This is a genomic window from Oceaniserpentilla sp. 4NH20-0058, from assembly GCF_040371755.1.
In the GTDB taxonomy this organism is placed as follows: domain Bacteria; phylum Pseudomonadota; class Gammaproteobacteria; order Pseudomonadales; family Oceanobacteraceae; genus Bermanella.
In genome coordinates this window covers 25935-45774 of the sequence record NZ_BAABWE010000004.1, presented here as the reverse complement: position 1 = coordinate 45774, position 19840 = coordinate 25935, and the positions used below count along the sequence as shown (strand labels likewise).

General features: G+C 42.8%; 20 protein-coding genes and 1 pseudogene. 11 read left to right on the top strand and 10 right to left on the bottom strand.

Going from position 1 to position 19840, the window contains the following annotated elements:
* Positions 1-192 precede the first annotated feature (192 nt).
* Complete coding sequence (locus ABWV45_RS06860; RefSeq protein ID WP_353350008.1) at positions 193-858, bottom strand: TetR/AcrR family transcriptional regulator; 666 nt, start codon at positions 856-858, stop codon at positions 193-195.
* Between the two features lie 225 nt (positions 859-1083).
* Here ABWV45_RS06860 and ABWV45_RS06855 point away from each other — a divergent pair, with 225 nt between their 5' ends.
* From ABWV45_RS06855 to ABWV45_RS06835, 5 genes are all read left to right on the top strand, one after another.
* Entirely contained in the window at positions 1084-2526 is a 1443-nt protein-coding gene (locus ABWV45_RS06855) for a coniferyl aldehyde dehydrogenase (RefSeq protein WP_353350006.1), read from the top strand.
* A gap of 23 nt (positions 2527-2549) precedes the next feature.
* A complete protein-coding gene (locus ABWV45_RS06850) occupies positions 2550-3107 on the top strand; it encodes a twin-arginine translocation signal domain-containing protein (protein WP_353350004.1) in 558 nt (185 codons plus the stop codon).
* A 1-nt stretch (position 3108) separates the two neighbouring features.
* Positions 3109-4701 carry a GMC family oxidoreductase gene (locus tag ABWV45_RS06845; protein WP_353350002.1) on the top strand — a complete coding sequence of 531 codons (1593 nt, stop codon included), beginning with the start codon at positions 3109-3111 and terminating at the stop codon, positions 4699-4701.
* 88 nt (positions 4702-4789) lie between these two features.
* Entirely contained in the window at positions 4790-5269 is a 480-nt protein-coding gene (coaD, locus tag ABWV45_RS06840; protein ID WP_353350000.1) for a pantetheine-phosphate adenylyltransferase, read from the top strand.
* Between the two features lie 43 nt (positions 5270-5312).
* Positions 5313-5558, top strand: a complete 246-nt coding sequence (locus tag ABWV45_RS06835) for a YfhL family 4Fe-4S dicluster ferredoxin (RefSeq protein WP_353349998.1) — start codon at positions 5313-5315, stop codon at positions 5556-5558.
* 756 nt (positions 5559-6314) lie between these two features.
* On the opposite strand, the gene ABWV45_RS06830 is transcribed toward ABWV45_RS06835, so the two are convergent.
* Positions 6315-7292, bottom strand: a complete 978-nt coding sequence (locus tag ABWV45_RS06830) for a hypothetical protein (RefSeq protein ID WP_353349996.1) — start codon at positions 7290-7292, stop codon at positions 6315-6317.
* 232 nt (positions 7293-7524) lie between these two features.
* Between ABWV45_RS06830 and ABWV45_RS06825 the strand changes: the two genes are divergently transcribed.
* Positions 7525-8520: an alpha-amylase family glycosyl hydrolase gene (locus ABWV45_RS06825; protein ID WP_353349994.1), complete on the top strand. Its 996-nt coding sequence runs from the start codon at positions 7525-7527 to the stop codon at positions 8518-8520.
* A gap of 184 nt (positions 8521-8704) precedes the next feature.
* Here ABWV45_RS06825 and ABWV45_RS06820 read toward each other — a convergent pair.
* Both ABWV45_RS06820 and ABWV45_RS06815 read right to left on the bottom strand, forming a co-directional pair.
* Positions 8705-9790: pseudogene (locus tag ABWV45_RS06820) on the bottom strand (transposase); the annotation flags it as partial.
* Between the two features lie 180 nt (positions 9791-9970).
* On the bottom strand, positions 9971-10399 hold the full coding sequence (locus tag ABWV45_RS06815) for a hypothetical protein (protein ID WP_353349990.1): 429 nt from the start codon (positions 10397-10399) through the stop codon (positions 9971-9973).
* Positions 10400-10813: 414 nt separating this feature from the next.
* On the opposite strand from ABWV45_RS06815, the gene ABWV45_RS15520 reads away from it, so the two are divergent.
* The 4 genes from ABWV45_RS15520 (at position 10814) to elyC (ending at position 14261) form a co-directional block, all read left to right on the top strand.
* Entirely contained in the window at positions 10814-11062 is a 249-nt protein-coding gene (locus ABWV45_RS15520; RefSeq protein ID WP_502914667.1) for a hypothetical protein, read from the top strand.
* A 236-nt stretch (positions 11063-11298) separates the two neighbouring features.
* The gene (locus tag ABWV45_RS06805) at positions 11299-11664 is read left to right on the top strand and encodes an MmcQ/YjbR family DNA-binding protein (protein WP_353349988.1); all 366 of its coding nucleotides are present in this window, start codon (positions 11299-11301) and stop codon (positions 11662-11664) included.
* Positions 11665-11810: 146 nt separating this feature from the next.
* The gene (ggt, locus tag ABWV45_RS06800; RefSeq protein ID WP_353349986.1) at positions 11811-13508 is read left to right on the top strand and encodes a gamma-glutamyltransferase; all 1698 of its coding nucleotides are present in this window, start codon (positions 11811-11813) and stop codon (positions 13506-13508) included.
* A 3-nt stretch (positions 13509-13511) separates the two neighbouring features.
* Positions 13512-14261, top strand: a complete 750-nt coding sequence (elyC, locus tag ABWV45_RS06795) for an envelope biogenesis factor ElyC (RefSeq protein ID WP_353349984.1) — start codon at positions 13512-13514, stop codon at positions 14259-14261.
* Here the strand turns inward: elyC and ABWV45_RS06790 are convergent.
* The gene (locus ABWV45_RS06790; RefSeq protein ID WP_353349982.1) at positions 14250-15602 is read right to left on the bottom strand and encodes a sensor histidine kinase; all 1353 of its coding nucleotides are present in this window, start codon (positions 15600-15602) and stop codon (positions 14250-14252) included. The genes elyC and ABWV45_RS06790 overlap by 12 nt on opposite strands.
* Positions 15603-15813: 211 nt before the next feature.
* Between ABWV45_RS06790 and ABWV45_RS06785 the strand changes: the two genes are divergently transcribed.
* A complete protein-coding gene (locus tag ABWV45_RS06785) occupies positions 15814-15978 on the top strand; it encodes a hypothetical protein (protein ID WP_353349980.1) in 165 nt (54 codons plus the stop codon).
* Here the strand turns inward: ABWV45_RS06785 and ABWV45_RS06780 are convergent.
* The 5 genes from ABWV45_RS06780 to lptM all read right to left on the bottom strand — a co-directional run bounded on the left by ABWV45_RS06780 (position 15975) and on the right by lptM (position 19821).
* Positions 15975-16640 (bottom strand): HAD family hydrolase, encoded by a 666-nt coding sequence (locus tag ABWV45_RS06780; protein WP_353349978.1) that lies wholly within the window; start codon positions 16638-16640, stop codon positions 15975-15977. The genes ABWV45_RS06785 and ABWV45_RS06780 overlap by 4 nt on opposite strands.
* A 36-nt stretch (positions 16641-16676) precedes the next feature.
* Positions 16677-17336 carry a DUF484 family protein gene (locus tag ABWV45_RS06775; RefSeq protein WP_353349976.1) on the bottom strand — a complete coding sequence of 220 codons (660 nt, stop codon included), beginning with the start codon at positions 17334-17336 and terminating at the stop codon, positions 16677-16679.
* A gap of 235 nt (positions 17337-17571) precedes the next feature.
* Entirely contained in the window at positions 17572-18411 is an 840-nt protein-coding gene (gene dapF / locus ABWV45_RS06770; protein WP_353349974.1) for a diaminopimelate epimerase, read from the bottom strand.
* A 10-nt stretch (positions 18412-18421) separates the two neighbouring features.
* On the bottom strand, positions 18422-19675 hold the full coding sequence (gene lysA, locus ABWV45_RS06765; RefSeq protein WP_353349972.1) for a diaminopimelate decarboxylase: 1254 nt from the start codon (positions 19673-19675) through the stop codon (positions 18422-18424).
* A gap of 8 nt (positions 19676-19683) precedes the next feature.
* Positions 19684-19821, bottom strand: coding sequence for an LPS translocon maturation chaperone LptM (lptM, locus tag ABWV45_RS06760; protein ID WP_353349970.1), 138 nt, complete (start codon positions 19819-19821; stop codon positions 19684-19686).
* Positions 19822-19840: the final 19 nt, after the last annotated feature.

Here is a 19840-nt window from a genome sequence, read left to right as displayed (position 1 = left end):
TTATGGCTTTCAATATAACGCTTCAAACGTTTTGATATCTAACTTTTCGGTTTTCCAGTTGATTTATACCACCTGCGAATATTCTTTCTAAACACATGGGCTACGTTACCGATCAATTCTGAAACGTGTGGCTTTTGTGCCTCTATTTTAAATTTAGGAATCGTCATGTTCTTCCTGAACGAAGGTTACGCTTTATAACGTAACAGAAAGCTGATCAAGTGATTTACCAAGTTGCTTGGCGATGTTTGCTACTGGCTGCACATAATCTGGGGTTAGATAAGGGCGCTCTAAGGCGAATATTTGATAAATACCTGCATTCAATAGTTCGCGACTTTCTTCGAGTGATTCTCCACTGACTAATAAATTAGTATGCATAAAGCCAAACCACGAGGTCACTAAAATCCAAGTATTTAATGCCACTGATCGAATTTCTTCATCTGAGGCAGATATAATATTAGCGGCTCTTAAACCTATATAAATCGCTTCTGTACGATTAAGGCAACGCTTGAAAAAAATATTATATCGCTTATGCAGGTCGGGGTCGTGTTGTAACAAATATTGTAGATCACGATGTAGAAAGCGGTAATCCCACAATCCTTGAAAGATTTTTTGCAAATATTCTAGTTTGTCATTAACGGTTAGCGCTCGCCCGTGGGGTAACTGGAGATTTTCATCTACCTTGGATTCATATTCTAAGTAAATATCAAATATGATTTGCTGCTTATTTTTAAAGTGGTAATACAAATTACCGGGGCTTATTTCTAAGTGAGCAGCAATATGATTGGTAGTGATATTACGCTCGCCCTGTTCATTAAATAACTCTAAACTGGCTTGTATAATTCGATCACGTGTTTTCATACTGCATCCTAGTGATTATGCATTGACTTAGCCAACTGTGGCACTACGCATGCCTTAATCGTAGTCTTTATTTTTGCAAGCCTATCAGGCTTAGGCAATCAAGAATTAAACCAAACCACACTTATTCCACTTTGAGCTGATGTACAACAAATAAACAGTTGACGTTTAGAGTATTAACTCTAATAATGATTTTGTCACTATAAATTATAATGAAAGGACGAAGTAATGGCCGCTACAGCCGCTCACTTAGAAAATGAACAAGCCCAGATAGCCTACTTAAATAGTGTCTTTGCCAAACAAAAAGCGGCTTATGCTTCATCCCCTTACCCTAACCTTGATCAACGCAAACAAGACTTAAGTAAATTAGATAAAGCTCTACGCGCTTATAAAGACGAATTAGCCAACGCCATTAATCAAGATTTTAGCTGCCGCTCTAAAGATGAAACCCTATTAGCTGAAGTCATGATTACCCTTGAGACTATCAAGTATAATCGCAAAAACCTCAAACAATGGATGAAACCTGAGCGTAGGCACGTAAGCGCGTTATTTGCTCCGGCTTCAAACAAGGTTCACTACCAACCAAAAGGGGTAGTCGGCATCATGGTGCCATGGAATTACCCTATTCAATTGGCTTGCGCCCCACTAGCGGCCGCATTGGCTGCTGGCAACCGTGCAGTGATCAAGCTCTCTGAATTCACCCCAGCTACCAATGAAGTCTTGCAGCGTATGCTGGCCTCTATTTTTGAAGAAGAGCAAGTGGCTGTGATATTCGGTGAAGCCCAAGTTGGGGCTGAGTTCTCCAGCCTGCATTGGGATCACTTACTGTTTACTGGCTCTACTGCGGTGGGCCGCCATGTCATGAGCGCTGCCGGTAAAAACCTTGTACCTGTGACCCTTGAATTAGGGGGCAAAAGCCCTTGCATCATTACCGATAACGCGTCGCTAAAAGGCGCAGCCGAAAGCATTATTTTTGGCAAAGCCACCAACGCAGGGCAAACCTGTATCGCCCCCGATTACATCTTTTGCCCAACACACATGCTGGATGAGGTAAAAAAACAGCTTAAAGCAGCATATGCACATTCGTTCCCCACGTTACGAGACAACCCAGACTACACGGCCATCGTAAACGAACGTCAGTTCAATCGCTTACAAGGTTACCTAAACGATGCCGCCGAAAAAGGCGCTACTGTCGAGCCATTAAATACGGCCAATGAAGACTTCTCCGGTACTCGTAAAATTCCACTGACACTGGTCACTAACACCACGGAGGATATGGTCATCATGGAGGATGAGATTTTCGGCCCGCTACTGCCTATTCTCACCTATGACTCCCTTGATCAAGCCCTAAACTACATCAACGCCCACCCTCGCCCATTGGCACTGTATTTATTCAGCCACAACAGCCAAGAACACAATGATGTACTGAATAACACTCACGCAGGTGGTGTCGCCATTAACGACTGCCTTACTCATATCGCCCAAGACGACATGCCATTTGGTGGCGTAGGCGACTCCGGCATTGGGGCTTACCATGGCAAAGAAGGGTTTCTAACCTTTAGTCATGCTAAGTCTGTACACAAAAAAGGTCGCTTCAATAGTGGCAAATTTATCCATGCACCCCATGGACGTTTAGTACACCGCCTGATTTACAAATACGTGCTTCGTTAATTAATAATAAAAAGACGGCTCATATGAATAGACGTGATTTTCTAAAATTAGGTGCCGCCAGCTCAGCGGCCCTAACCGTCACCAGTCTCACGGCTACTTTAAGTGGCTGTAGTGACTCACTTCCAGCAAACAGCAAATGGCTCATTTTGCGAGAAAGTGATCGCACATTACTAACTGCCATTATGCCGGTCATGTTGAAAGGCCACTTTCCAACCACAGTCAACGAACAAGCGGATGCCATACAGCAGGTATTGTTAATCATAGATGGCGGCCTAGCCAAGTTTGGCCCTCATAACATTAAACAGGTTCAAGAGTTATTCACCTTGTTGAATTTTGGTTTAAGCCGCGGTTTAACCACCGGAGTTTGGAGTAAATGGGAAAACGCCAGTGAAGCTGAAATTGAACACTTTCTACAACGCTGGCGTGACAGCTCGGTAAGCTTATTCAATCTTGGATACAACGGCTTAAATAAGCTGATTGCCGCCTCTTGGTATGGCCTACCGGAAGCTTGGCTAAAAACTGGTTACCCCGGGCCACTCTACCCAGACGTGCTAATCACTAAAAATAATTCGGTGAACTAACATGGCCATTCCAGATATTTTTAAGCAGCGCGCCCAAAGCGAAAACTGGGACATTACTGATGCCGCTCAATTACAGCAAAACCAAACCATAGAAGCCGATGTCATCATCATCGGCACAGGGGCTGGCGGTGGTGTCAGTGCAGAAGTATTAAGCCAAGCTGGCCTTAACGTCGTCATGATTGAAGAAGGAGGCCTATTTACCTCTGACAATTTCAACATGGACGAACTACAAGCCTATGGCGACTTATATCAAGAAGGGGCCGGACGAGCCACCAAAGACGGTGCCATAGCCATCTTTCAAGGCCGCGCAGTAGGTGGCACAACCGTTGTAAACTGGACATCCAGCTTTCGCACGCCTAACACCACACTGGAGCATTGGGGTAAGCACCATGCCGTACAGGGTTTTACTCCCGAGGAAATGACCCCGTATTTCGAGCAAATGGAAAAACGCCTCAACGTTGAAAAGTGGGCCATGCCTCCTAACGCCAACAACGATATCTTAAAAAAAGGCTGTGAAGCCAAAAATTGGAGTTGGGCAGTCATACCTCGTAACGTATCTGGTTGCTGGGACTTAGGGTATTGCGGTACAGGCTGCCCAACCAACGCCAAACAAAGCATGCTGGTCACTACTGTGCCTGAAACCTTAAAAAACGGCGCTAGCCTTTATTATCGTTGCAGCGCCGAGCGCATTGTCTTCTCTGAACACAAAGCAGAATCCGTAGAATGCTTAGCCTTAGGCAAAGACGGCAAAACACCAACAGGGGTTCGCTTGCGCTTTAAAGCACCTCATATTGTCTTAGCGGGCGGTGCCATAAATAACCCCGGCTTGCTGTTACGCTCTGACGCACCCGACCCACACCAGCGCATAGGTAAGCGCACCATGATTCACCCTGTGAATGCCACGCTGGCAAACATGCCTGACACCGTTAACCCGTTTCACGGCGCGCCACAGTCCATCTATTCCGATCAGTTCCAATGGAATACCGACGGCGATATGGGCTTTAAGTTAGAAGTACCGCCGTTACAACCTAGCATGGGCGCACAAATTATCGGATTTCATGGCATGCAACTCACCAAAACCATGGAAGACCTACCGCACTCACAAAGCATCATCGCCCTACTAAGAGATGGTTTTCATGAGGAAAGCCAAGGGGGCACCATCGAGCTAGACGGCGGCGGCAAACCCGTACTGGACTACCCCATTACCGATTACATTTGGAAAGGCTTTCGCAAGGCCTACCATGTTATGGCCGAGCTGCAATTCGCCGCAGGGGCAAAAAGCGTCTATCCAATACATCATGACGGTCAGTTTTACTCAAACCTAAAAGACTGCAAAACCGCCATTGATCAACTGCCATATGAGCTGCACCGTCAACGGATTTTGACGGCTCACTTAATGGGTGGCTGCGCCATGGGTGAAGACCCTCAGCAAGCCGTGGTTAACAGCCAAGGGCGCTTCCATCATGCAGATAATCTCTATGTGATTGATGGCTCAGTGTTCCCCACCAGCATTGGCGCAAACCCACAATTATCCATATATGCCATGGCGTTAAAGCAATCATCAAACTTAGCTGCTAACATTAAACAAGCTTAAAAAAGCATCCATAGTGCTCACTTATGTTGAGTGCTATGGCTAAATTGATTAACATGCCGCCTAAGAACCCCGCCCCAAGGCAGACTTCATGATAAAAGTGATCTATCCCGGTACGTTTGACCCCATTACAAATGGACACACCGATCTTGTAGAACGTGCCGCCCGCATGTTTGACCATGTGGTGGTCGCCGTGGCTGAAAGCCCAAATAAAAAGCCATTGTTTGATCTTGAGCAACGTTGCAACTTGGCTCGCGAAGTACTCTCTCACATACCCAATGTAGAAGTGAAAGGCTTTAACACACTATTGGCTCACTTTGTTAAAGAACAAGACGCACAAGTACTGTTACGAGGCTTGCGCGCCGTATCCGACTTTGAATACGAATTTCAATTAGCCAATATGAACCGCTCATTGGCCCCAGACGTAGAAACGGTATTCTTAACACCTGATGAACGTCATTCGTATATTAGCTCGACCCTTATTCGTGAAATCGCACGTTTAAGTGGTGATGTGAAAAAATTTGTACATCCAGAAGTGGAAAAACAACTACTAAAGAAATTCAGCCGCTAAAATAAAGCGATGAATTCGCCTTTAACATTCCAAGGAGTAATGTATGGCATTAATCATTACTGATGATTGCATCAACTGTGACGTTTGTGAGCCAGAGTGCCCAAATGAAGCCATCAGCGAAGGGGAAGAAATCTACGAGATCGACCCAAGTAAATGCACCGAGTGTGTGGGCCACTATGACGAACCTCAGTGTCAGCTAGTATGCCCTGTTGACTGTATCCCGCTGGACCCAGACAACGAAGAGACACAAGAAGAACTGATGGAAAAATACGAAAAACTGACTGCGTGAGATGTGAGATGTCTTTGCATGATGAGAACCGCTTGTGGCAACACCAGCGGTTTTTTATTACATTACATAAATACCAAACATCGGAAGTAGGATGGCGTTAGATTGAGCGCAGCGAAATCGTAACCCATCAGCTTACGAAAACCCATGGGTTACGCTTCGGTGCTAACCCATGCTACGCACCGCAGGCACAACCAGCCCAAATTTCGAGTTCCTGCTCTAGACAAGGTATCGCCCTTTAGCCCCCTACTAAGCAACATACGGAATTGGTGACTCCGAAACTTTTAAAATATAACGCTTACAATAAGCCGCGAACGAAGTCAGTCGGGGACTGAAAGTAACGAACTTAATTATTTTGTTACATATTTTAGCAGCCCTAATCGCCGCCACCATCATGCCCTGAAAAGCCAGTATAATTATCACTGTCTGGCCCACCACTTCCACCTCCGCTACCAAAAATCCAAATATTATACTTATAACTCCAGTACAACATTGGTATAGGGGGAAGGCACCAGACTAGAAGTAATTTAGTTACTTTAATAATGCTCGATTCAATAGTCCAATTTAGAACATGATTAGTGATCATCGCAGATTGGACTAACCAAAAAACGATAAACGCGACAACAAGCAAGCTTATGAATTTATGATTCTCTATATATTCCATATATTTAACGCTTTGCTAAGCGGTAATAAAATAGCTGGCTATAATTAGCGAGGAACGAGCAAAAGCCAGCTGTTTTTGTCCGTTTAAGCAACTTGTTATAACTTTTCTTTAAGGTTCCGTATTTGGGATAGCATCATATCCATTGTATTTTGCAACTCACTAAGAGCCTCATTCGTTGAGTCCCCTTTACTTTCTATTGATTCAATAAAGCTTTTAAACGCATCAATTTTATGAAATACCTTACTATGATTTTCCAATTGTTCTTCTAGCGAATCTAGATACTCTTTATCATCACTATAAAAGTTTTTTTGCGGAATATGCATCTCTTTTTTGCGGCTTTTAAGATAATTAGTAACTTCGTTGTATTCGCGCCAAGATCTGACAAATTCAATTTGTGCAGCATAATCACCTAACTTTTGTTTTATCTCCTTTTCTTCATTTTCAGGACAGCAAATAACCCGAATTGAATCTAAAGGAAACTGCAAACCACCATTAGCATTATTTACATACCTCCATTCACGCTCCCACATAAAACCTTGTGTATGGGTATTTTCTAATAACGGCATAATCAAAGGGTAAGCCGCAGATATCAAGGACGGCAATCGTTCTTTAATTACAGGGTCATCAATTTCTACAGTATCTAATCTTTCTTTCAATACAATTATGTCATTCTTTAATTGCTCTTCAGCATAAATACATGGGCGAGCTCCCAAAGTTGAAAGAGCACTTTTATCAAAGCCAATTCCATAAGATTGATCATCTCGCCACCTTTTGAAACTTCTATGGCGAAAGAAGTCTAATGCAAATGTTGGCGATTCTGAAAAGCAAACGACTTCAGCATTGTAATGACTCTCCTGACTTGTCGCCTCAGGAACACAAGATCTCAGAAAACCATGATTATCTGGAATGTTATTAGAATCTGGATCTAAAATTGATAAGATTTGTTTCTTCCCTGTCATATGAAAGAGAAAAGGAGACATATCTGGTTTTTCAACAGGGCTTAATTGAAACGTAGGCGTATCTATCTGATAGTCTTTCCATCTAATACCTGATGAAGGTGCACCTAAACTCACAGAGTTCTCCTAAAGTTATAACGCCGCGTTAACCTGCGGAAATTTTGGGGTGACTTTTGGGTTAAAGTGGAAATTATTCAGACACCCATGATAAGAAATTCATAAGAAATTCAGACACCCATGATAAGAAATTATACCTAGTTCGTATAGGCCGATATTTGATCATTCGTACAAACTTCGTATTCACAATCATCAACGGCTCCATCATATTTAAAATATCGGAGGAGTGAATATGCCAAAACCAAGGAAGGAACAGGTGAGCCTTGAGGCTACGTCTTATTATCACTGTGTGTCACGCTGTGTGCGTCGGGCATTTTTATGTGGTTATGACAGCCATGATGAAGTGAGCTACGAACACAGGCGAGCTTGGCTTGAAAATGAGTTATTAAACCAAGCACAAGTCTTTGCCATTGATATTGCCGCCTATGCCATCATGTCCAACCACTACCATGTGGTGTTACACGTCAATCAAAAACAAGCTGAGAGCTGGGATATTGATGAGGTTATTGATCGCTGGCATAAGCTGTACAAAGGCAACGCCCTCAGCCAACGTTATTTAAGTGACCCTAATTTTTCAAAAGCGGAATTCGAAAAACTTCAAGAGTTTATAGAAAAATGGCGAGCCCGATTAATGGACATTGGTTGGTTTATTGGTCGTCTTAATGAAAAAATAGCACGGCAAGCCAACTATGAAGATCGATGCACTGGCCGTTTCTGGGAAGGTCGTTTTAAATCTCAAGCCCTGCTTGATGAAAAAGCCCTCGCCGCTTGTATGGCTTATGTCGATTTAAATCCCGTACGAGCAAAAATGGCAAAAACACCTGAAACATCAGAACATACATCGGTAAAAGCTCGAGCTGAAAATGCGAAACTCGCCCATCAACCTAACCACCCTAAACAACAAGTATCTAAACTCATGCCGTTTGCGGGTAACCCCAGAAACAACATGCCTGACGGACTACCCTTTCGGTTAACCGATTATTTAGCCTTAATTGATATAACAGGCCGAGCCATTCGTGAAGATAAACGGGGCCATATTGAGAAGAACCTACCTGATATTCTCAACCGTTTAGGCATTGAACCTGAAAACTGGCTCACCATGACACAAGAGTTTGAACAGAACTTTAAGGATTTGGTGGGCGAACCTAATATCCTTAATAAAGCGACCAAGTTGCTTAATCGAAAACGAAGACCCGCCTTCAAAAACTGCGAAATGCTTTTAACCTAGGTAACCACCTGAGTTTTCACTGCAAATGCCAACTCAAACGGCAACCCCCTGCCTGTCATTAACGGTGATTTCTACTATAAGTCTTGAAATTCAACCTGTTCGCGTTTTTTAGCCATCCAATCTCACTTCAAATAACAATTTAGATATTTACGCGATCCGTAAATATTTAATGTCGCTATAATGGGTGTCTGAATAATTTGTCATTTTGATGGCGCTTACCGTATTTCTTTTTCTGTTCGGAAAATTTAGGGTCACGACTTCTAAACTGATTATCCGGCACGTAAGCATTAACACCCGATTCATACAGGTATTTCATATTCGCTTCGTTCGCAAAGCCAGTGTCTGCTGTAACGATGGTTTTGTCTTTATAGATATTTTCACTGATATTAAGACGTTGATATTTATCTTGAATCTTTTCAATAATCGGTCTTAATGTATGATGTTCTTGCCCTTCTCCGAAGGCTTGGGCATCAATAATAATCTGGTGCTTCTTATCAACCGTCGCTACGCCATTGTAACCTTGGATTGTGCCTTTACTGGTGGTCATCTTGGCAGATTGATTATCAGTGATATTGCTTTTAACTTCCTTGATTCGCTTGCCTTGCCCCATCCTTGGGTTAGACGTCTTTAGAAATTGATCTATTTTATCGTGTGCTTTTGAAAGGGTTTCAATTGCTTGCTCAGCTCGTTTAGTCCGCTCTTCTCCTAGGGATTCATGCTTATCTATTTTTTTATGTTCACTTACATGATGATTAATCAGTCGCTTTATCTTGGCTCGCTTCTCTTCTAATTCTTTGAATGTGCCTGACCATTCTTTTGCAGCATTAGATGACATTTTACAGCCGTCTATGGCAAACAATTCATTCCCCAGCAAACCCTGTTCGTGACAAATCAATAATACTTGTTCAAATAGATGTTCGATTTCTGAAGTATTACCACTGACAAAAGCAGCAATGGTGGTGAAATGCGGTACTGTATCGCAAGATAATGCTTTGAATATGATATTGGTTTCACAGCACCATTGAATTTCACGGCTCGATGTTATGCCTTTGGAGTACGCAAATAAAATAATTTTTAATAGAATGGCCGGATCATAAGCGGGACGACCCCCTTCATTATTATCGTAATTTGGGTAGAAGATAGAAAGATCGAGTTTTTCATTAATTAAATAATGAACCGCATACTCAAACGTACCGGGTTGAAGCTGATCTTTAAAATTAATCACGACCATAGAAGTTTGGTCGTAGTTGTAGGGAATAAATTTAGGCATTTCCACACCTCCGTATGCGAAGGTGCATTTTATCAAAATTCATAAAGGAAATGGGGTTTTTCTACAGTCTCAACGCCGTGCTAAGCCGGCATGGAACGGAGTTTGTGTTTTGTGCGAATATTTTCCTCGCACAAAACCAAACGGAGTGTAATTGGTCGGCTTGAGCACTTTGTTAGCTGCTTACTCTACAACCTGGAATAATATATCTAAGTTGTCTTTAAAGGTGACCCCATTTACCAACCAGCTATCTTCTGGTTTGTAAAATGTGAGCTGCCAATAAATAGCGTGATTTTGAAATTTATGTACATAGTAATAACGAATGAATGAATTTCCAATGCGCTCTTCTTGCACAAATTCATATCCCGTACTTTTTCCAAAACGCTGATCTACAAGAGGCCACTGTGTAGATATTTGATTTGCCAAACCATCAACTTCAACTTGATTTAATGGCCAATAAGGCTTCGCAAGATCTAGACCTTCTTTGAACTCGGTTTTTACAAAAGATTTAACCATCTTGTCAGCCAAAACTCTTGCATCCTTTGGAGCTTTAAGAGTATCCCCAAATGCGAGTGTTGACACCAAACAAAGTAATATTCCAATAGATTTCATTATTCTCTCCGATGTAATAATCGTTGACAGCTAACAGTTTATTCAACGTCGCATGACGCTTTTTATAGATGACGTGTTTGCCGGGACACTTTACGCCACACTTTCTTATATAAGCCAGCAATCATGAGGCAAATGGCGTATCTTCGTCAATTCCAACCCACTTTTTTTACGTCACAGTAGATCAACCACACAATCGTAACCCATTAATTCTCTTATCTTTTTTACAACTAGCACTTTTGACTGATTATCAGCTTAATCATTCCTGATTTCTGATATACGTCGTGTAACTGTTTATCACCAGATACGCGTCGTACGACGTATATCCAAAATAACTATTAAGGCTTTTTATTCATTTATTTTATTTTTTTGAAACAATTTTTCTTTCAATTCCAATACAGCATAAAAAGAAAATCTATGCATATTATTGATACAAGGCGGACAATAGATAGAGCATCCATGAGTTTTAAAAACCGCTATCGCTTATTTATCACTCCAAGGGTTTATCCTATGCCACTGAAAAAACATACTGTCATTGGGTATCTCGATTCATTCGCTATATGGGGTACTATTTATCGTGGCTGTCTTAATTTTTCGGTTAATTTTTCTGTTAACTGTATCCCGCTGGACCCAGACAACGAAGAGACGCAAGAAGAGCTGATGTGAGATGTCTTTGCATGATGAGAACCGCTTGTGGCAACACCAGCGGTTTTTTATTACATTACATAAATACCAAACATCAGAAGTAGGATGGCGTTAGATTGAGCGCAGCGAAATCGTAACCCATCAGCTTACGAAAACCCATGGGTTACACCCTTAATTTGGCTGTATGCTCACGTTTTTTATCGCTACCGCCAATTAAGATGGCGATTTTTAATCTTGAAAAAATACAAAGCTACGCCATGACCTACGATGAATTCAATCATTTTTGCGGCTCACTAAAAGCAACAACTTATATCGTGCAATGGGGTAATTCTCATTTATGGAAAGTCGGCGGCAAAGTATTTGCGATTGGAGGTTGGGAAAAGACCAATGAACCTGCCTTCACGTTCAAAGCCTCTGATTTAGATTATGAAATTTTGCGTGATGCCAATGGGTTTCGTCCGGCCCCCTATATGGCATCACGGGGCATGAAATGGATTCAACAATACGCAACCAGCCACAATACAGACGAACAGCTTAAATATTATATCGAAGCCTCTCATTACTTAGCTTCCTTAGGTTTAACCAAAAAGAAGCAGCGAGAGCTTGGTTTGAATCAAAGCTAGCCGCTAAATATCAGATGCCATGATTAAGCAAACTAAAACCGCCTTAGCACTCCCTTAAGCACAAACAATTAGCATTGTTTAGACTGTTTCATACAAATTTATGCCAGAGTGTGATTAGATATGCCCTCTTTAAAATGGAGGTTCTTATGAAGGGTTTGTTAACAGCCAGCTCGCTTATTTTTGTCACCGCATTATTGTCATTTACCGCCCACGCCTCTGACACTGTTTTACCCAAAAACGGGGCGGTGGCGTCTGCCCATCCGTTAGCCACACAAGCCGGTATCAACATTTTAAACAAGGGCGGCAATGCCTTTGATGCCGCAGTCGCGACGGCTGCCGTATTAGCGGTTGTAGAGCCTTACAGTGCAGGCATGGGCGGTGGCGGCTTTTGGTTGCTACACGATGCTAAGCAAAACAAAAACGTATTTGTCGATGCCCGTGAAAAAGCGCCACTGAAAGCCCACCGCGATATGTACCTAGATAAAGACGGTAATATTATCCCCAAACTTTCCATTAATGGCCCAATGGCCGCTGGCATTCCCGGCCAAGCCGCCGCATTTGCTCATTTAGCAAAAGAGTACGGTGCATTGCCGCTAGAAGAATCATTGGCCAGTGCCATCAAAATTGCCAAGCGCGGTTTTGCCATTGATCACCACTACATCAAGCTTGCCAACTACCGCCAAGATGCCTTAAACCAATACCCAGATGCTGCCGCCACATTTTTAGATAACGGCCAAGTACCAAAGGAAGGCTTCATTATTAAACAGCCTGATCTTGCCAATACATTAACCGCCATTGCTAAACACGGTTTTGATGGGTTTTACAAAGGGGAAGTCGCTAAAAAATTAGTCAACGAGGTGCAAAAAAACGGCGGCATTTGGCAACTGGCCGACTTAGCAAAATACAACATTGTTGAACGTGGCCCTGTGGTTAGCCAATATCAAGAGCAAACCATCATTAGTTCACCGCCACCTAGTTCTGGCGGCATTGCTATTGGTCAAATGCTCAACATGCTTGAAAGCCTACAACCTAAATTAGATTGGAAAACCCTAAGCGAAGCGGATCAAATCCACTTATTGTCAGAAGTCATGCGTCGCGCTTATTTTGACCGCGCTCATTACTTAGGAGATTCAGACTTTGTAAACGTGCCACAAAGACGTTTACTTAATAAAGCCTACAATCAAAAACTGGCCAGCTCGATTAATATGGAAAAAGCCACAGACAGTAAAACCCTTGGCTCACAGGTACAAATTTATGAAGGTTTTCATACCACTCATTTAAGTGTTATCGACAAACAAGGTAACCGCGTGGCCGCAACATTGAGTATCAACCTTCCGTTTGGGAGCGCATACCTAGCCAAAGGCACAGGGGTATTACTCAATAATGAAATGGACGACTTTTCATCAAAACCCGGTGTACCCAATGCTTATGGTTTAGTGGGCAACGAAGCCAATGCCATCGCCCCTGAAAAACGCCCGCTTTCCAGCATGACGCCAAGCTTTGTAGAAAGTGATGGCCAAGTCGCGATTCTAGGCACACCCGGTGGCAGTCGTATCATCACCATGGTTTTTTTAGGCATGTTAGAACACTTACAAGGTAAGCCCGTTGAAGACTGGGTGAACAAAAAACGTTTCCATCATCAATACCTGCCTGATGTGATTCAACACGAGCCGGATACCTTTTCACAAGAGATCAAACAAGCACTACAAGCGAAAGGGCATCAATTAAAAGATGTAGGCCGTACATACGGCAATATGCATGCAATTTTGTTTAATAAACAAAGTGGTCATGTCACTGCGGCGTCTGATCAGCGCGCGGTTGGACAAGCTAAGGTTCAAAAATAACTCATGCTTGAGCTTGGTTTTTTTATTAAAAAAGTCATCGGCTTTTGGCTCATGCCATTAAGTATTTGCGTGGCCTTGTTAACGGTTGCCGTCATATTATTCTGGCTAAATAAATACCAAAAACTGGCTAAGGTTTTTGCCAGTTTGAGCCTTGTTTTGTTGATTGTATTTAGCTGGCAACCAACTAGCCGAACCCTGTTAGCGCCCATTGAAAATGCCTACCCAACTTTTAATGGTAGTGCCGTGGATTACATCGTGGTATTAGGTAACGAAGTAATTGGCGATAAGCGATTAAGTCCCATTGAGCAGCTATCTAGCAGTGCAAGGGCGCGATTAATGGAAGGCCTACGTATTGCCAAAAAACAGCCTAATGCTCATTTAATCGTGAGTGGATACGCAGGGAAAAACAATCAAAGCTGCGCAGAGGTATACGCTGCCGCCGCTATTACCCTTGGCATACAACCAAGCCGTATAACGGTACTGAGCGAACCTAAAGATACTCACGACGAAGCCATTGCAGTCAAACAACTTGTCGACAATGCCCCTGTGGCATTGGTGACCAGTGCTAGTCATATGGCCCGTGCCGCTTATTATTTTCAACAAGCAAGCGTCAATACTATTCCCGCGCCCACATTCTATTTAGCAAAAGATAAACCTTATATGGATTTAAAATTCAACGCAGATGGTTTATATCAATCAGAACGGGCGGTACATGAACTCATTGGGCAATTATGGCAGCGGTTAAAAAATTAGTTCAAACCCTAAACCATTTTTCTCAGAAGGAAGCAGTGAAATTTTTCCATTGAGGTTTTGTGTTACCAAGGTGTAGACAATTGACAAGCCTAGACCCGTCCCCCCTTGTCCACGTTTAGTGGTATAAAATGGATCAAACGCTTTTTGTTTTTGTTCATCACTCATGCCACAGCCATTATCCTTAAAAATAAGCTGAACCTTATCTTTAACTTCATTTATTTGAATAAGAATTTTTGGCTGTTCCGTCATATTAGCAAACCCATGAATACAGCTATTGCTAACAAGATTAGTAATAATTTGAGCAATGGCTCCCGGTAACGTAGTTTTATTTACATCGTCACCTTCTATATCAATTAAAACTTTTTTCTTTTTTGTTATGGGCACTAAGGTGGTCAATGTTTTTTGTATATAAGTTTTTAAGTTGATATCTTCAAATTCAAAATGATTTTGATCTGCACTGGTTCTTTTAAAATTTGAGATGAGCGTGGCTGCACGACTCAAGTTATTCTCTACTAGATTCACTGCATCACCGGATGTACTTAAAAAATTACGCAAGCCATCCTTGGTGATGGCATTTTGTGAAAAATCTTTATCTAATTTATTTAAACCATCTTTTAAATGAGATGACGCCGTTAGCGCAATACCTAACGGCGTATTCACCTCATGGGCAATGCCCGCAACCATGTTACCAAGAGAAGCCATTTTTTCGCTTTCTATTAACTGGGACTGTAATGTCTTCATCTCTTCAATGGTTTGTTCTAAATGCTTCGTTCGCTTAGCCACTTTTTCTTCAAGTGATTTATTGGTCTCAATTAACTTTTGTTCGTAACCAAACTTTTCACTGGCACTAATAGCGCGGCCAAATAAGTCTGACAACACCCCTGCGAAGACCTTCTCATCATCGCTCCATTGTCTTACCTCACCTCTGTGTTCCGAACAAATAATGCCGACTGTGTCGCCACTATGCCTGATGGGAGTATCTAACATGGACGTAATACCTAATACATCTAGGTAGTTTTCTTTAAATTCAAATGTGGCAGGATGCTGTCCAGCATCGTCTGCCGCAATGGTGCGGGCTTCTTCTAGAGCTTCAAAATATTTGGGGTAATCTTTTCGATTTAAAACCAGATCTTCAACGGTGGAACCTGTAAAGGTATCAAATAGCAGGTAACACGATATACCAGATAATGACTCTTGGAATAACCAGATACCGCAACGCTGGACGTTCAGCCCCTGCATAACAGACTCAAGCACCAAGGTAGCAGCCGCTTTTAGATCCCCTTGATCAAGCACTGCAGACTTTGACACTTTATTGAGCAAGGTTTCTAGTGATGGATTCATAAGCTCCCCAATATTACATAAAGTGTAGCTCTTATATGAAGAAGGAATGGCGCTGGTTTAAAAGGACTGATTCTATAAACATTTTCCTTTAAAACGTCAGGTTTTTAAAACCAACCTCTTTGTGGGCTGGCTCTCAGACTGGTTTAATACTTATGGGAATTTCATCGAAAGGGATTATCTTTAAGGCACTGATTAACAAAGGATGCCGTATATGAAAGCCATGGCGATCATAACCCTTTTACTTGGTGCTACTGCCTGTCATCATCAAACTGTACCTCAAGACACCATGCAGGCGTTTGACCCTGAATTGGTTGAACAAAACCAGCTACCCACTCCCGCAAAAAGCCTAATGGCTGAATTTGCTCGTCGCTATTAAACCCTCAAAAGTTCGCGCACATGAGAGATGGTGAGATGAGCATCAAACGGCAGTGTCCACTGACGGCTACCATCATTTAACCAGCACGTCTTCATACCAATTTCATGGGCACCTTGCACATCATGCACAGGGTGATCCCCCACATGTAACACCTCGTGAGGCTCGCACTTTAACTGCTCAAGGGCATGAAGAAAAATATCATCATGGGGTTTAGGCCGCTCAAAGTGCTCCGCCACCAATGATAATTCAAAGGCATTCGCTAGTGGTGTGAGTTGAACATCGGCATTGCCATTGGTAATAGAAATTAAGCGATAGTTTTGCTTGAGTGCATCTAAGGTTGATAGCACATCATCAAATAATGTGACGTTTTGTCGTGCATGATAAAAGGCATGAAAACAATCTTGTGATAGGGTTTCGGCATTTTTGTAACCTAATTCAGAAAATAACTGTTGCAAAAATACCTGCCGAGACAAGCTGATTTTATTTTTAAGCTGCGGATTTTGCTTAATAAACTGAATTTTCTTTTCTAGAAATTGCTCCCCATTAAATTGCGAAAGCACTCTTGGTGTATGTTCAGCCATCCAATTTTGCATGACGGCTTCGGCATGACGAATCACCTGTGGGCCGCTCCAAAGGGTATCATCCAGATCAAAACTGATCACTTTAATTCCCTTGGGCATGATTTTTTGAATCATAAATTACAACAAGATATCTAAACGGCGGCTAATAATTTCACTGACGTAATCTAAAAATAAAGTATCCATATTACTTTTAAAGTAGTCATTGTCTTTATGGCCTAACGCTAAAATACCTAAATCGTTTTTTAGAAGACAAGCAGCCATGGAGCCAACTGAGCTGTTTTCATGGAAAAATAGTTCCATTTGATCATCACTTAACTGACCACAAAATGCTTGTTTACGTCCAAAGTGGCGCACCAGTTGGTCTTGCATTTCCACCTCGGTAACACTTTGCATAGTCACAGCGGGCACAAACAACGTGATACAAGCGTGGTCGACCTCGTATAAAGCCGTCATGGCTTGTTGCAAGGATTGCTCTACTTCTTCAATGGATTGAGCATCTAATAAATCTAAAGTAAGTTGGCGAGTTTGCTCGAACAAGCGATCATTACGACGGGCATTATCCACAAGGCCTTGAAGGCGCTCATGAAGCTCTTTATTTTTTTCACGCAGAATTTTACTTTGATGCTCCACCAAAGAAACCGTGGCACCGGTTTCGTGAGGAATATCTAACTGTGAAACAATTTCAGGATAGTGACGAAAAAAGTCAGGACGCTGCTTCAAATAAGCCGCCACATCGCGCTCATTTAGCTGACCTTTATCCTGTTTCTTTTTTTCCATGTTGTCCTTCTTTGTTGCTTTTTTTGCTTAACGCATTGTCGGGTTTAAACCCGACCTACATTGTTTCGTTACATGAAGTGAAAGTGCCAAAACCCCAATCAAACACTCACTTCAAAGTTTACGCGTTTGTGAGGCAGTCAGAGCAAGGCAAACAGTTTGCGAAAGACCGGAACGTGCTTTAGCACTTGAGGATCTTGAGTAAACTTTTTAACACCGCTCTGACAACGCAACTCGCTTAAACCTGGATGCGGCCTTCGAAGACTCTTTCTGCCGGCCCCTTCATTATCACATCACCCTCACCATCCCAACAGATGGTCAGGGAGCCACCGGGTAGATTCACTTGAACTTCGTCATCCACCAGCCCCCACTTATGGGCAATGACCATAGCAGCGCATGCCCCTGTGCCACAGGCCAGTGTCCAGCCAGCACCGCGCTCATAAACACGCAAATCCATTTCATGACGATTTTTAATCTGCATGAAACCCGCATTAACACGTTTTGGAAATAGTTCATGGCTTTCGATTTTAGGGCCAACTTGGTTGACGATGTCACTGTGAATATCATCCACCAGCATCACACAGTGAGGATTACCCATGGAAACCGCACCCACTAAGGCTTGGTAATTGCCATCGTTAAATGGCACATCCATTGTGTATTGGTCTAATTGTGTTGGGACATCAAACGGTAAATCACTTGGTGTAAAACGAGCTTTGCCCATGTTCACCACCACGTCACCGTCGTTTTCGATGTTCAGTTCAATGATGCCGGAGTTGGTTTCTACTTTAATAGGGTTTTTAGCGGTTAAGCGTGCGTCATGTACAAAGCGTGCAAAACAGCGAGCGCCGTTACCACACTGTTCAACCTCTGAACCATCGGCATTAAAAATACGATAGCGAAAATCCACGTCTGGGTTGCTTGGCGTCTCAACAATCAGCAGTTGATCAAAACCTATCCCAAACTGACGATCACTTAACTGGCGAACCAATTCAGGACGAAATGCAAAATGCTGAGTAACAAGGTCAACCACCATGAAGTCGTTGCCTAGACCGTGCATTTTGCTAAAACGTAAAAGCATGTATTTGGCCTTATTCTGAAATTAATGTTTCTAACATTAACTGATCTGAAATGGTTTCGCGACGACGAATTAAGTGCACCTTATCGCCATCGACCATTAATTCAGCAGGCTTGTTTCGGGTATTGTAGTTAGACGCCATCACAAAACCATAAGCGCCAGAACTCATCACCGCTAATAAATCGCCAGATTGCAATGCAAGCTCGCGGTCTTTACCTAAAAAGTCACCGGTTTCACACACAGGTCCAACCACATCATAAGACTGTTTTTCAGTCTTAGTGCGCGGCTGTACTTCAACAATACGCTGCCATGCACTGTACAAAGACGGGCGAATCAAATCGTTCATGCCGCCATCGATAATGGCAAAATGTTTGTCCCCATTGTTTTTCAAAAACTCAACTTGGGTAACAAAGATACCCGCGTTAGCCGCAATGGAGCGACCCGGCTCTAATACTAATTTTAAATTGCGACCCGCTAGTTTTGGCAATACCGCATCGGCAAAATCTTGTGGTGTTGGTGGCACTTCATCATCGTAAGTCACACCTAAGCCGCCACCAAGGTCGATATGCTCAAGCTCGATACCTTGGGTTTTTAAATCATCAATTAATGCCAATACACGATCAAGGGCATCTAGGTAAGGGGCAATTTGCGTAAGCTGCGAGCCAATGTGGCAATCCACCCCTTTGATCTCAATGCCGGCTAATTCATTGGCACGGGCATACACTTCTTTGGCAGTGTCGATGTCCACACCAAATTTGTTTTCTTTTAAGCCCGTTGATATATACGGGTGAGTTTGCGCATCTACGTCTGGGTTAACACGTAATGACACTGGGGCTTTCACACCCATATCCACCGCTACATCGTTTAAGCGCTCAAGCTCGGCCGCGCTTTCTACATTGAAGCAATGCACACCCACTGCAAGGGCACGACGCATTTCATCGGCGGTTTTTGCCACACCAGAAAACACACATTTAGCGGGCTCGCCTCCTGCTTTCAACACACGCTCAAGTTCGCCCACAGATACAATATCAAAGCCTGCACCCAGCTTGGCCAAAACATTTAACACCGCAATGTTAGAGTTGGCTTTTACCGCATAACACACTAGGGCATCTTGGCCTTTTAGGGCTTCGGCATAGGCTAGATAGTGGTCACTAAACGCTTTGCGTGAATACACATACAAAGGGGTTCCGAACTGGTCGGCTAAGTCACTAACGGCACAGCCTTCAGCAAATAATTCACCGTTTTGGTAATCAAACACATCTGTCATATCAATTCTTAGCCTTGAGGCTGACCCTCGGTTGTGGTTTCCACCTGTGCTTGCGCTGGCTTAGGCGCGTCTTTAGGTAAATATAACGCCCCTTTTTGACCACAACCGCTTAAGGTGATGGCAGCCAATAAAAACAAATAACGCATGTGGATGGCTCATTAAAAA

Bases quoted from the DNA above. Each gene is read 5' to 3' on its own strand.
- ABWV45_RS06860 (WP_353350008.1), bottom strand. From the start codon at position 858: ATGAAAACACGTGATCGAATTATACAAGCCAGTTTAGAGTTATTTAAT.
- ABWV45_RS06785 (WP_353349980.1), top strand. From the start codon at position 15,814: ATGAAAGCCATGGCGATCATAACCCTTTTACTTGGTGCTACTGCCTGT.
- lysA (WP_353349972.1), bottom strand. From the start codon at position 19,675: ATGACAGATGTGTTTGATTACCAAAACGGTGAATTATTTGCTGAAGGC.
- ABWV45_RS06845 (WP_353350002.1), top strand. From the start codon at position 3,109: ATGGCCATTCCAGATATTTTTAAGCAGCGCGCCCAAAGCGAAAACTGG.
- ABWV45_RS06805 (WP_353349988.1), top strand. From the start codon at position 11,299: ATGACCTACGATGAATTCAATCATTTTTGCGGCTCACTAAAAGCAACA.
- ABWV45_RS06850 (WP_353350004.1), top strand. From the start codon at position 2,550: ATGAATAGACGTGATTTTCTAAAATTAGGTGCCGCCAGCTCAGCGGCC.
- ABWV45_RS06815 (WP_353349990.1), bottom strand. From the start codon at position 10,399: ATGAAATCTATTGGAATATTACTTTGTTTGGTGTCAACACTCGCATTT.
- elyC (WP_353349984.1), top strand. From the start codon at position 13,512: ATGCTTGAGCTTGGTTTTTTTATTAAAAAAGTCATCGGCTTTTGGCTC.
- coaD (WP_353350000.1), top strand. From the start codon at position 4,790: ATGATAAAAGTGATCTATCCCGGTACGTTTGACCCCATTACAAATGGA.
- ABWV45_RS06855 (WP_353350006.1), top strand. From the start codon at position 1,084: ATGGCCGCTACAGCCGCTCACTTAGAAAATGAACAAGCCCAGATAGCC.
- dapF (WP_353349974.1), bottom strand. From the start codon at position 18,411: ATGCTTTTACGTTTTAGCAAAATGCACGGTCTAGGCAACGACTTCATG.
- ABWV45_RS06775 (WP_353349976.1), bottom strand. From the start codon at position 17,336: ATGGAAAAAAAGAAACAGGATAAAGGTCAGCTAAATGAGCGCGATGTG.
- ABWV45_RS06825 (WP_353349994.1), top strand. From the start codon at position 7,525: ATGCCAAAACCAAGGAAGGAACAGGTGAGCCTTGAGGCTACGTCTTAT.
- ABWV45_RS06835 (WP_353349998.1), top strand. From the start codon at position 5,313: ATGGCATTAATCATTACTGATGATTGCATCAACTGTGACGTTTGTGAG.
- ABWV45_RS15520 (WP_502914667.1), top strand. From the start codon at position 10,814: ATGCATATTATTGATACAAGGCGGACAATAGATAGAGCATCCATGAGT.
- ggt (WP_353349986.1), top strand. From the start codon at position 11,811: ATGAAGGGTTTGTTAACAGCCAGCTCGCTTATTTTTGTCACCGCATTA.
- ABWV45_RS06790 (WP_353349982.1), bottom strand. From the start codon at position 15,602: ATGAATCCATCACTAGAAACCTTGCTCAATAAAGTGTCAAAGTCTGCA.
- lptM (WP_353349970.1), bottom strand. From the start codon at position 19,821: ATGCGTTATTTGTTTTTATTGGCTGCCATCACCTTAAGCGGTTGTGGT.